Genomic DNA, 12,064 nt, shown 5'->3' with positions numbered 1-12,064 from the left:
GGACGCTGCCACTTATTGAGCGGGCGGGGGCACCAGGCGGTCATCGACGCTGCCATCGCCTCGACGCTTGTTGCCATTGGCATCGACGGCGTCCACACCGTTGTCGTCCACGCTGCCATCGCCTCGAAGCTTGTTGCCATTGGCATCGACGGCGTCCACGCCGTTGTCGTCCACGCTGCCATCGCCTCGAAGCTTGTTGCCATTGGCGTCGACGGCGTCCACACCGTTGTCGTCCACGCTGCCGTCGCCCCTGAGCTTGTTGCCGTTGGCATCGACGGCGTCTACGCCGTTGTCATCTATGCTGCCGTCCCCTCGAAGCTTGTTGCCATTGGCGTCGACGGCGTCCACACCGTTGTCGTCCACCCGGCCACCGGCATGACGCTCCCCGCCTGCATGCTTGTCGCCACCGCCGTGGCGATCGCCGCCAGCGTGCTGGTCGCCACCGGCATGTTCGCCCTGACCACGGTCATCGCCGCCGTGGCCGCTGTCGTCCCCGCCATTGTTTCCGTTATGGCTACTATCGCCTCCATTTCCGCTATTGTTTCCACTGTGGCTACTATTGCCCCCACCGCTGCTGTTGCTGCCTCCGCCGCCGCTGTTGCCGCCTCCGCCGCTGCTGTTGCTGCCTCCGCCGCTGCTGTTGCTGCCTCCGCCGCCGCTGTTGCTGCCTCCGCCGCCGCTGTTGCCGCCTCCGCTACCACTGTTGCCGCCGCCATCCCCCCCTTTGTTGTGCACGATCAGCCCATTGGCCACATAGCTGTGGCTGCCATCGAGGATCAGGTTGAACAGCGCCGTGGCGGGCGGGGCATCAACCCAGGAGAGGGAGGCCACCGGCAGGTCGACAGGGTGCGGTGCCAGCGCCAGGTTGCCCGCGCTGCCCCCCTCTGACCAACCCAGCAGGTGCATGCCGGTAAAGAGCGGCAGCACGGCGAGGGCCGGGTTTTCGGTGCGGGTCATGGCCGGTGCGATGGCTGCCCAGCCCCGGGTGGTGAGGAAGGGGTGCTCGGCGGTAAAGAAGGGGGGCAGATGATTGAGCCCGTAGAGCCTGCGCGCCCCCAGCGCCACCCGCTCGATGGCCTGGATGCGGTTGCTCTGCCCGTGCCTGTCCCGCACCCGATCGCCGACCCGCAGGGTCTCGATGGGGCGTTCGCAGCCATCGGCCATCAGGATGCGGGTACCGGCAATGAAGCAGGATTTGGCATGGGCCTGGTTTGCCTGCCACTGGTGGTGGTCGAAGTCATAGCTCAGCGGGGTGGCGAACAGGGCCAGGGCGATGGCCGAACCCAGCAGCAGCCGGCGCTGGCTGGGTTTGAATGAGGGCAGTGACATGGGGAACTCCTTGTCGGTGTGGGGTCACGCCTTCGAGTATAGAGAGGGGGTTGGGGCGATATCTGCGTCGACCAGTTGAAAGCCTTGTCATGTCAACTCGCCGGAAAAACGATTGGCGTTGGCCATAAAAGTGCGTAAAATCGCTTCCTCGATGCTTGTAGCAGCGAATCCCGCCTAAAAAGCCAGTTTCATGCCCTCCCCAAGCAGTAAAAGGCAACAAATGACGCCGTTTGGTCCGTTGGCTGCCTTGAAAACGTCTTGTGATGACTGAAAAGTGTCAAATATCCCTGTCAGTTATCAAAAAATTAAGGATACCCATGTTTTCCTTGGTCAAGCAAAGCGTCGCCGGGCTGCAAATTCTGTTTGTCGCCTTCGGTGCCATGGTGCTGGTGCCCCTGCTCACCGGTCTGAACCCCTCCATGGCCCTGCTTGGCGCCGGTGTAGGCACCCTGCTGTTCCAGCTCTGCACCCGTCGTCAGGTGCCGATCTTCCTCGGCTCCAGCTTCGCCTTCATCGCCCCCATCATCTATGCCACCCAGACCTGGGGCCTGCCCTCCACCATGTTCGGTCTGTTTGCCGCGGGCTTCATGTATTTCATCCTGGCGGCCATCATCCGCGCTCGTGGCATGGGCTTCGTGCACAAGCTGCTGCCCCCCGTGGTCATCGGTCCCGTCATCATGGTGATCGGCCTGTCGGTGGCCCAGGTAGCCTGCAACATGGCCATGGGCCGTGCCGGCGGTGAGCAGGTGGTGCCTGCCACCACGGCGCTGACCCTGGCGGGCATCTCCCTGGCGGTCACCCTGATTGCCGCCGTGTTCTGCAAGGGCTGGATCAAGCTCATCCCCATCCTGTGCGGTGTCATCGCCGGTTATGTCTCTGCCGTGCTGATGGGCCAGGTGAGTTTCGACGGCATGGTCAACGCCCCCTGGCTGGCGCTGCCCCACTTCGAGACCCCGGAGATCAACTGGGCCGCGGCCCTCTTCATGCTGCCGGTGGCCATCGCCCCCTGCATCGAGCACATCGGCGGCGTGCTCGCCATCGGCGGCGTGACCGGCAAGGACTACACCAAGGATCCGGGCCTGCACCGCACCCTGGCCGGTGACGGCATCGGCGTCTGCTTCGCCGGTTTCATCGGTGGCCCCCCCGTCACCACCTATGCGGAAGTGACCGGTGCCGTGATGATCACCCGCAACTTCAACCCGGTCACCATGACCTGGGCGGCGGTGTTCGCCATCATTCTGGCCTTCTTCGGCAAGTTCAACGCCCTGCTCACCTCCATCCCCATGCCGGTGATGGGCGGCATCATGCTGCTGCTGTTCGGATCCATCGCCGCCATCGGTCTCAAGACCCTGGTGGAGTCCAAGGTGGATCTGGGGCTGTCCCGCAACATCGCCATCGTGGCGGTGACCCTGACCGTGGGTGTCGGCGCCCTGGAGATGAAGATCGGTGACTTCGCCCTGGCGGGCGTGGGGCTGGCCTCGGTGGCGGCCATCCTGCTGAACCTCATCCTGCCCCAGCACTCCGAAACGGGTGCCATGGAGAGCGCCAAGGATTAAGCGCCTGGCTTGCTGTACGTTGAGTTGATGAAAAAGAGGCCACCTTCGGGTGGCCTCTCTTTTTTTGCCTGCCTACCACTGAACCCGGGCTCCCCATGTGAAGCGGCTACACTCAGGAGCACCATTGACGGGAGAGGACGAAAGGATGAAGAGGGCATGGATCCTGGCCCTGCTGGGGCTGATGGGGAGCGGCGCGGCCGAGGCCGGTGCGGTGCGCTACGAGGTCGAAGGCAAGCCGTTCGAGGGCTATTACCTGGCGGGTGCCGACAAGGAGGCCCCTCTGGTGGTGCTGGTGCACGACTGGGACGGGCTCAACGGCTACGAGATCAAGCGGGCCGAGATGCTGGTGGCCCTGGGCTACAGTGTCTTTGCCGTAGATTTGTTCGGTGCCGGGGTCAGGCCGAGCACGGTGGAAGACAAGAAGCGCCTCACCGGGGCCCTTTATCAGGACAGGACCAGGATGCGCACCCTGCTGCAAGGGGGATTGGCGGAGGCGGGCAGGCAGGGGGGGCGGCTCGACAATGCGGTGGCCCTCGGTTACTGCTTCGGCGGCGCCGCCGTGCTGGAGCTGGCCCGCAGCGGGGCGGATCTCAAGGGGGTGGTGAGCGTGCACGGCGGGCTGGAGACCCCGGCCGGGCAGGACTACAAAGAGGTGAAGGGAGAGTTGCTTGTCCAGCACGGCAGCGCCGACGAGGCGGTCTCTCTGGGTCAGTTTGCGGCGCTGGTGGCCGAGCTGGAGAGCGCCGGGGTGAAGCACGAGGCGACCAGCTACAGCGGTGCTCCCCACGCGTTCAGCGTCTTTGGCTCGGACAACTACCGCGCCGATGCCGATGCCAGGTCCTGGCAGCGTTTCACCGGTTTCCTGAAGGAGGTGACCGGTTCCTGAGGGGGCCGGCTCACGCAGGCCATGGCAGTGCCATGGCTTTTTTTATGCCCGTTTTTCGCCATCTCAGGGGAGGGCGAGCACCCTCACCCACATGGCCCCCTTGCCCACCTCGCTCTGTGGGCCCGGGGTGAGCTGGCCGCTTTCGGGGTCGATGGCATGCAGCGCCACCTCGTGGGATTGCTGCCCGGTCGCGATGAGCCAGTGGCCGCTGTGGTCGATGGCAAAGCCCCGGGGACAGGCCTCGGTCGGGAAGTGGCCGAGGGGGGTGAGGGCGCCATCTTGGGGGGAGACGCCGAACAGGGTGAGCAGGCTGCTGGCCCGTTCGCTGGTGTAGAGAAAACGCCCGTCCGGGGTCAGGTGCAGGTCGGCGCCCCAGCGCTCCCCCTCATAGCCTGGGGGCAGCATGTCCAGGCTCTCGCGCGCCACTATCTGTCCGTCCGCCTCCCTGTGGTAGCGATTGAGGGTGGCATCGAGTTCGTTGAGGCAATAGAGATCGCCGTTGTCCGGGTGCAGTGCCAGATGGCGGGGCCCGGCGCCGGGGGCGGTGTGAATGTCCCCCAAGGGATGGGGAACCAGCCTCTCGTCCACCAGGGCAAAGCGGCGCACCCTGTCCTCTTTCAGGCAGGCCACCAGCAGATCCTGCTCCCCGTTTTGCCCCGCAAGCCAGGTGACCGAGTGGGCCGCCATCAGGTCGTCGAGACGCTGGTGAGGGGGCTGCATCCGGCCCGCCTGATCCTGGCGGGAGACGGTGACGTGGTTGAAGGCGTAGGAGGCGGCAAAGAAGAGGCGGCCGCTGTCGTCCGTGCAGGTGTGGGAGGCGCTGCCGAGCAGCGGCGCCGAGGTCGGGGCCCCGAGCCGCCCATCGGCGGAGATGGGGAAGCTCAGCACCCGAAAATCGGGGCGCACCCCCGCATGGAGCCAGCGCCGGTCCGGGCTGATGACCAGGGGCTGCACCTCGCCGCCGGTCTGCACTTCCTGCAGCGGGGCGAGGGTGCCTGCCTCGAGGCGAAACACATGGATCAACCCGCTCACCGGGTTGGCCACATAGACCACTTGTTGCATTGCATCTCCTTTGCGACGGCCACCCGTCGGGTCAAGGGAAAGGGGAGTCCCGGCGTCTCAGGCGGGGATCAGGATCTCGCGAATGACGGGCACCACTGACAGTACCAGCAGGGCTGCCATCACCTGGTTGAAGCGGCGACGGGCAAGATCGTTTGCCAGCCAGCGCTTGAGCAGGGAACCGCACAGGAGCCAGAGTCCGACGCAGGGGAAAGAGACGATGAAGAAGGTCAGGGCGATGACGAGGTGCTGCTCAAAGGGGTCGCTCCCCGCGCTGGTGAAGGCGGCGATGGCGCCGGTGGCGACCACCCAGGCCTTGGCATTGACCCACTGGAATAGGGCTCCCTTGAAAAAGCCGAACGGGCGGGCCCCGTTGCTGTCAGTCATCCCGTCCGTCGGGCGGGCGATGAGCCAGGCAAGATAGAGCAGATAGAGGGTGCCCGCGCACTTGATGAACATGTGGAGTTCGGGGAAGCGGGTAAAGAGCTGGCCAAAGCCCAGCCCCACCAGCAACAGCATCAGGGTGAAGCCGACGCAGATCCCCATGAGCAGGGGCAGGCTCTTGCGTATCCCGACGCTGGCGCCGGCGCTCATCACCATGATGTTGTTGGGGCCGGGGGTGACCGATGCCGAGATGGCAAAGAGCACCACGGCGTAGAGCGAGTCCATTGGGTTCCTCGTGCAGACAGTCCGTTGTCTTCCCTATATTGGGGGCGATCTGCGCTTTCCAAGGCGGGGGGCGGGCAGAAAAAAACAGGCCCCGTGACGGGGCCTGTGAAGCGGGCGGGATCAGACGGGCTGGTTCCCCGCCGGCGGCAGCGCCGGGCGGGATTCCACCTTCTGTTCGTCTCCCTGCATGTTCTTGATGTAGACGTCCATCTGGTTGAACGCGATCTCGATGCCATGCTCGCGGAACAGCACGTCGATGCGGCGGTTCAGCTCGTCGATGGCCGGGTTGCGATCCCCCAGCTCGCTCACGAAGAAGCGCAGCTCGTGATCCAGTGTGCTGGGTCCGAAGGTGAGGAAGTAGACGATGGGGGCCGGGTCTTTCAGCACCCGGCTGTTCTCCATGGCGGCCTGCATCAACAGCTTGCGGGTCAGATCCAGATCCGAGCCATAGGCCACCCCGACCCGGGCGATGACCCGGGTGACGGTGTCGGACAGGGACCAGTTGATGAGCCGCTCTATCATCAACTGCTGGTTCGGGATGATCACCTCCTTGCGGTCGAAGTCGGTGAGGGTGGTGGAGCGGATCCTGATCTTGTTGACCGTGCCCGAGATGGTGCCGATGGTGACGGTGTCGCCGATCCGCACTGGGCGCTCGAACAGAATGATGATGCCTGAGATGAAGTTGGAGACGATCTGCTGCATGCCGAAACCGATACCGACCGAGAGACCGGCGGCCAGCCACTGCAGCTTCTCCCACTGGACCCCGAGCATGGCCAGCGCCGTCAGGCTGCCCACCCCGATCAGGGCGTAGTTGAGCATGGTGGTGAAGGCATAGGCTGTGCCCTGGGCAAGGCGCAGCTTGGAGAGCACCAGCACCTCCAGCAGGCCCGGCAGGTTGCGGGCCAGCGACAGAGCCGCACCAAACACGAAGAGGCCGGTCAGCACGTCGCTCAGGCTGATGGGATAGAGCACGGCGTTGGCCCCGGTCCCCTCGCTCTTGTGCCACAGCACCACGCTGTCGAGGTAGGTGAAGACCGCCACCAGATCAGACCAGAGCCAGTAGAAGGCGACGCCGAACACCAGCAGCAGCATGATGCGGGTCAGACGCAGGGACTGCTGGCTGACCTCTTCCAGATCCATGGGCTGCTCTTCGATGGCTTCGCCCCCTTCCGCATCCTCCTGGGTCTTGTGTTCCCGCTTGGCGACCGCGCGGCGATAGGCCAGACGACGGGCCGCCAGCTCAAGACCGCGCAGGGCGGTGCGATAGACCAGACCCCAGATGATGATGAGGTAGAAGGACTCGATGAGCCTGCCGGTGAGTTTCAGGGCCGTGTAGTAGTAGCCAAGGGCTGCCAGCACCATCAGGGCCACCGGCGCCAGCGCCAGGGCGACGGCGGTCAGGGTCTGCAACATGCTCGCCTCGCCCTTGATGCGGGCGCGGGAGATGGGCAGCACCAGGTAGGCGGTCAGCCCCAGCAGCAGCATGGTCATGCCCTGGCCGATGACGTCGTTGCCAAGGGAGGAGGGTTCCACCACCGCCTTGGTCGACAGCATGATGAGGGGCAGCAGGGGCAGCCAGAGGTAGCGCATGCTGTTGCGCTTGGCCTGCAGCTCGTCCCGCGGCATGCGGAAGTGGGTCTCGCCGATGCCCCCCGGTCGCATCACCGACAGGTAGACGCTGAACACCAGGTAGCCGAGGGCCAGGTTCAGGGTGATCTGGAAGATGAGTTTCGGGCTCAGCAGACCGCAATAGGCGAGCAGCAGGCCGGCGGCCAGGATGAAGAGGGTGCCCGGCAGGCGTTGCAGCACGGTGAACAGCAGGGCACGGGGGGTGTGCCACTGGCTGTCCTGACGAAAACGTCCCAGATCCTTGACGATCTTCTTCTGGCGCTCGAGCAGGGTGCCGCGCTTCCACAGCAGCAGGCCCCCCACCAGCAGCAGTGGCAGGGAGAGCAGGGAGACCGCCAGCAGCATGTCGCCCCAGCCGCTCCAGTCCGGTTTCAGCACCCAGTCGGAGGCCTGCTTGAAGGCCTGGGCCGGCCAGGTGATGAACCACTTGGCATCGATGGGCTTGTTGCTGCTCACCCAGAAGATGTGCTGCTGCAGGGTGAACTCGATGGAGGCATAGACCCGGGTCAGCTGCTGCTGGGTCAGTTGCAGGCTGATGGCGTTGGTGAGCTGGGCATCCATCTGGCGGTTGAGCTGATCCAGCAGGCCGATGCGGGTGTCGATGAGCTTGGCAAGGCTGGCCCTGTCTTCGTCGCTCACCGTCTCGCCGCTGCTGGCGATGAGGTTGTCCAGATACTGGTTCTTCTGGAACAGCTGGTCACGCTGCTGGCTCAGTTCGAACTGGGCCAGGTGCAGGTCGGCGATCTGCTCCTCCAGGTTCTTCACCAGGGTGGAGGGGGCCGCTTCCAGCTGCTGGTAGAGCTGATAGAGGATGCGCGAGAGCAGCAGGTTGCCCTTGAGCATCTGCACCTGTTCGTTGAGGTTGCGCTCGGTCTGGGTGCCGCGCTCCAGCATGCTCTTCGCCTGCAGGTTCTTCTGGGCCAGGGTGTTGAGGCTGTTGGTGGAGCTGATGAGTTGCTGGCTGAGCTGGTAGTTGAGCTCCTGCTCTTTTTGCACCAGGGGGTTGTCTTCGGCGGCCACCAGTTCGCCGGTCTCTTCGGCGGTCTTCTCGGTATCCCCCAGGCGCTTGGCGCTGCTCTGCTCCTGCAATGCCTGCAGTTTCTGCTCTTCACTGGCGAGACGGGCACTCTGGTAGTCCCGTTGCTTGACCACCAGATCCTGCATGCTGGTGCGGTTGTCCAGCTCCTTTTGCAGGTTGGCCAGTTGCAGATCCAGCAGGGCCAGTTCGGCATTAAGCTTCATTTTCTCGGCGCTGCTCACCCCGTCCCCGGCGTTGAGGCGGGTGCGGATCTCCTGGCTGCGCTGATAGGCGCGGCTCATGCTGGCCTGGGCCCGCTCCGGCAAGGTCTGCAGGTTGGTGATCTGGCTGCCGATGGTGCCAAGGGCCTCCTGGGCCGCCTGCATGTTGGCCATGATCTCGGGTTGGCGGGCATCGAGCTCCGCCAGGCTCATGGTGGCGTATTCGCTCTTGAGCTGCTCCGGGCTCTTGCCCTGGGTCAGGGCGTCGAGCTTGGCGCCGATCTCCTTGAGCTCTGTCGGCAGGGTGCGCAGGCGTTCGCTCTGGGTTTTGGCCTTGCTCTTCTCCTTGTCGATGCTGTCGAGGAGGGAGAGGGTGTCAGTCAGGAACTTCTGGTCCGCCTGCTGGCTGGCCGTGGGGGTGTCCGATTTGCCGAGGGCGTCGAGCGCCCGCTGCACGGTGGCGCGCTGGGGCAGATCCTGCGCCAGGGTGCTCGGGGTCCAGAAGGTAATGAGTAAACAGAGCAGCGGCAGCAGGGTGGCCGAGGCTCTTTTGAAGCGTGTTGAGAGCATAAAGCGTCCGGGTGATTATGCGATGTTCGGGGGATTTTCCACCAGGGTAAAATCCGCGTGGATTCTAGCACCGGCGCAAGAGGGGCAGCAGGGGGAGAGATAAAAAAAAACGGCGCCCGCAGGCGCCGCTTTCATCGGTTCAGGACTGATTACAGTACGTGAACGGAAGCGGTGTTGGTGGTACCGCTCGGTACCAGGGCACCGGAGACCATGACAACCACGTCACCCTTCACGCCCATGCCGATTTCCAGCGCGGCTTCTTTGCCGATGCGATAGAAGTCGTCGGTGGAGGCGATGGAGTCAACCACGTGAGCAACCACACCCTTGGTCAGCACCAGCTGGGCAGCGGTCTTCTTGTTGGTGGTGATGGCCAGGATCCAGGCTTTCGGGAAGTACTTGCGGATGGCCTTGGCAGACTTGCCGCCTTCGGTGGCAACCACGATCAGCGGGGCGTCCAGCTTCTCGGAGGTCTCTACCGCGCCTTTGCAAACCGCTTCGGTGATGCGCAGCTTGTTGCTGTCGTTGGCAGCAGACAGGTTGGAGGGCATCACGGCATCGGTACGCTCGCAGATGGTGGCCATGATGGTCACGGCTTCCAGCGGGTACTTGCCCTTGGCGGACTCACCGGACAGCATGACTGCGTCGGTACCGTCCAGGATGGCGTTGGCCACGTCGCCAGCTTCGGCGCGGGTCGGACGCGGGTTCTTGATCATGGAGTCCAGCATCTGGGTGGCGGTGATGACCACTTTGCGGGCTTTGTTGCACTTCTCGATGATCATCTTCTGGGCGAAGATCACTTCTTCTACCGGGATCTCGACACCCATGTCGCCACGGGCAACCATGATGCCGTCGGAGACAGCCAGGATCTCGTCGAAGTTGTCCAGGCCTTCCTGGTTTTCGATCTTGGAGATGATCTGGATGTTCTCGCCGCCGTGGGCTTTCAGGTGCTCACGGATTTCCAGCACGTCTTCTTTCTTGCGAATGAAGGAAGCGGCAACGAAATCAACGCCTTGCTCGCAACCGAAGATGAGGTCGCGCTTGTCTTTCTCGGCCAGGGCCGGCAGCTTGATGGAGACGCCCGGCAGGTTGATGCCCTTGTTCTCGCCCAGGTCACCGTTGTTGAGCACTTTACAGATCACTTCGCGCTCGGTGATTTCGATGACGTCCAGGCCAATCAGGCCGTCGTCAACCAGAATGCGGTTGCCGACGCGCAGGTCGCTGGCAAAACCGGCATAGGTGACGGCGACTTTGTCTTTGTTGCCCACCACGGTCTGGTCGGTGGTGAAGGTGAAGGTCTGGCCGGCGACCAGGGAGACGTCGTTGCCGCCTTCGAGCTTGATGGTGCGGATTTCCGGACCCTTGGTGTCCAACAGGATGGCTGCGTGCTTGCCGGTTTCGGCCATGACAGCGCGCAGGTTGCTGATGCGACCACCGTGTTCGGCGTAGTCGCCGTGGGAGAAGTTCAGGCGCATGACGTTCATGCCGGCATCCAGCATCTTGCCCAGCATTTCTTTGGATTCGGTCTTGGGACCGATGGTGCAGACGATTTTGGTCTTTTTCATGTCAGTCTTCATGGTTAAGGAATTTCCGCCGTGCAATATACACCAGTTTTTGGATACTTTTTATGATCCAGAAACAACGTTTTGAGCGAAAACGGCCTCAATTTGAAAGATAACGTTTTCGCTCACAGCTCATTTTAGGGGCTAAAATAATTGATTTTCCGCAACTGAGGCCATTTGGTTCCCATTTCTGGCCCCGCATCCTGCCCGATCCCATGTTGTTAAATGACAAACAACAGGGCCCCATTGCGGGGGCGATCCGGCCCGATGCCGTTGGCCGTCATCCAGTGTAGTCACTCCCTCCCGCGGCGTCAGGGCGAAGCAGCGCAAGGCAGGAGCCGGTTGGCCTACAGCGGAAAAAAACGCCGCCCCTCCCGGCACGTCGGGAGGGGCGGCAGCCCTCTGGATCAGCCGAAGAACCAGTAGCCGCGGTTGACCAGCCGGGTCAGCAGTTGCAGGAAGCCCGCCTGATCGGCCAGTTCCACCAGCGCGTCCTGTGTGATGATGTCCTTGTCGCACAGGAGTGCGATGGCGGCCGGATCCTCGCTTGGCAGGGTCCAGGCTTCGCCGTCGATGTAGCAGGTGCGGCTCTCGCCGCTGAACCAGACGCTGCGCAACCCCGGCACCTTGATGGCGGGCTCCCCCTGACTCAGCAGGTCGGCCACCTCGTCGGCGCTGTAGTCCGGCTCCACCGGATTGACGTCCAGATCGTGCTTGGCCTCGGAGATCATGGTGCCGAACCACTCCTTGAACAGGGTCTCGTCGTCGAGGGCCTGCTGCATCAGCTCCCGCAGGCGGTGCAGCTCATGGGGCTGGATCTCCCCATGGCGGGCGCGGGGCTTGAGGTCCGGGTCGCCGTAACGTTCGGTGCGGATCTCGTTGTCGATCAGGTGATCGGCAAAGGAGGAGACAAGGGCCTTGGCGTCCGGTGCGCGGAAGCCCACCGAGAAGTTCAGGGAGGGCTCGATGGCGTAGCCCTCGTGGGGGAATCCAGGCGGGATGTAGAGGATATCGCCCGGCTCCATGATGACGTCGATGATCGCCTCGAACGGCTCGCAGTGCAGCAGGGCCGCGTGGGCGGCGAACTCGTTCAAGGGCTTGGCATCGCCGACCCGCCAGTGGCGCTTGCCCTGACCCTGGGTGATGAAGACATCGTAGTTGTCGATGTGGGGGCCGACACCGCCGTGAGGGGTGGAGAAGCTCACCATCACATCGTCAAAGCGCCAGCCCGGGATGAACTGGAAGGGCACCGCCAGCTCGTGCACCTCGGGTACCCAGTGGTTGCACGCCTGCACCAGCACGGTCCAGTTCTCTTCCCCCAGGTGATCGTAGGATTCGAAGGGGCCGTGGGCCGCCTCCCACTTGTTGTTGAAGCGGGTGACCAGGCGCGATTCAATCACCTCTTCCATGGCCAGACCCGCCAGCTCGTCCGGGCTGATGGGATCCTGAAAGTCGGTGAAACCGCCCTTGATGAGGAGCGGGCGCTTCTGCCAGTAGTGCTCGAGGAAGTGAGCGATATCCAGATTGAGTTGGTACATGGTGCTTCTCGTATCTTGTGAGAGGGCTTG

The 12,064-nt window shown here is 63.6% G+C and carries 8 protein-coding genes; 2 read left to right on the top strand and 6 right to left on the bottom strand.

The genetic code is table 11. The annotated features are described in order from the left end of the window. Positions 1-12: 12 nt before the first annotated feature. A complete protein-coding gene (locus ACVDHI_RS01800; protein ID WP_447211616.1) occupies positions 13-1,329 on the bottom strand; it encodes a Hint domain-containing protein in 1,317 nt (438 codons plus the stop codon). Between the two features lie 317 nt (positions 1,330-1,646). Here ACVDHI_RS01800 and ACVDHI_RS01795 point away from each other — a divergent pair, with 317 nt between their 5' ends. Further along, the gene (locus ACVDHI_RS01795) at positions 1,647-2,885 is read left to right on the top strand and encodes a uracil-xanthine permease family protein (protein ID WP_041213272.1); all 1,239 of its coding nucleotides are present in this window, start codon (positions 1,647-1,649) and stop codon (positions 2,883-2,885) included. A 145-nt stretch (positions 2,886-3,030) separates the two neighbouring features. Continuing rightward, a complete protein-coding gene (locus ACVDHI_RS01790) occupies positions 3,031-3,771 on the top strand; it encodes a dienelactone hydrolase family protein (protein ID WP_447211615.1) in 741 nt (246 codons plus the stop codon). A gap of 63 nt (positions 3,772-3,834) precedes the next feature. Here ACVDHI_RS01790 and pgl read toward each other — a convergent pair whose 3' ends face one another. The 5 genes from pgl to ACVDHI_RS01765 form a co-directional block, all read right to left on the bottom strand. Further along, a complete protein-coding gene (gene pgl / locus ACVDHI_RS01785; protein WP_447211614.1) occupies positions 3,835-4,833 on the bottom strand; it encodes a 6-phosphogluconolactonase in 999 nt (332 codons plus the stop codon). 57 nt (positions 4,834-4,890) lie between these two features. Then, on the bottom strand, positions 4,891-5,499 hold the full coding sequence (locus ACVDHI_RS01780; protein WP_128297278.1) for a LysE family translocator: 609 nt from the start codon (positions 5,497-5,499) through the stop codon (positions 4,891-4,893). A gap of 120 nt (positions 5,500-5,619) precedes the next feature. Beyond that, positions 5,620-8,937: a mechanosensitive channel MscK gene (gene mscK / locus ACVDHI_RS01775; RefSeq protein WP_202016665.1), complete on the bottom strand. Its 3,318-nt coding sequence runs from the start codon at positions 8,935-8,937 to the stop codon at positions 5,620-5,622. 149 nt (positions 8,938-9,086) lie between these two features. Next, a complete protein-coding gene (gene pykF, locus ACVDHI_RS01770) occupies positions 9,087-10,499 on the bottom strand; it encodes a pyruvate kinase PykF (protein ID WP_010673615.1) in 1,413 nt (470 codons plus the stop codon). A gap of 404 nt (positions 10,500-10,903) precedes the next feature. After that, positions 10,904-12,034, bottom strand: a complete 1,131-nt coding sequence (locus ACVDHI_RS01765) for a ribosomal protein uL16 3-hydroxylase (protein WP_323893505.1) — start codon at positions 12,032-12,034, stop codon at positions 10,904-10,906. Between the last annotated feature and the right edge of the window lie 30 nt (positions 12,035-12,064).

The organism is Aeromonas sp. 25-248 (assembly GCF_053005425.1).
This window is presented reverse-complemented; position numbering and strand designations above follow the sequence as displayed.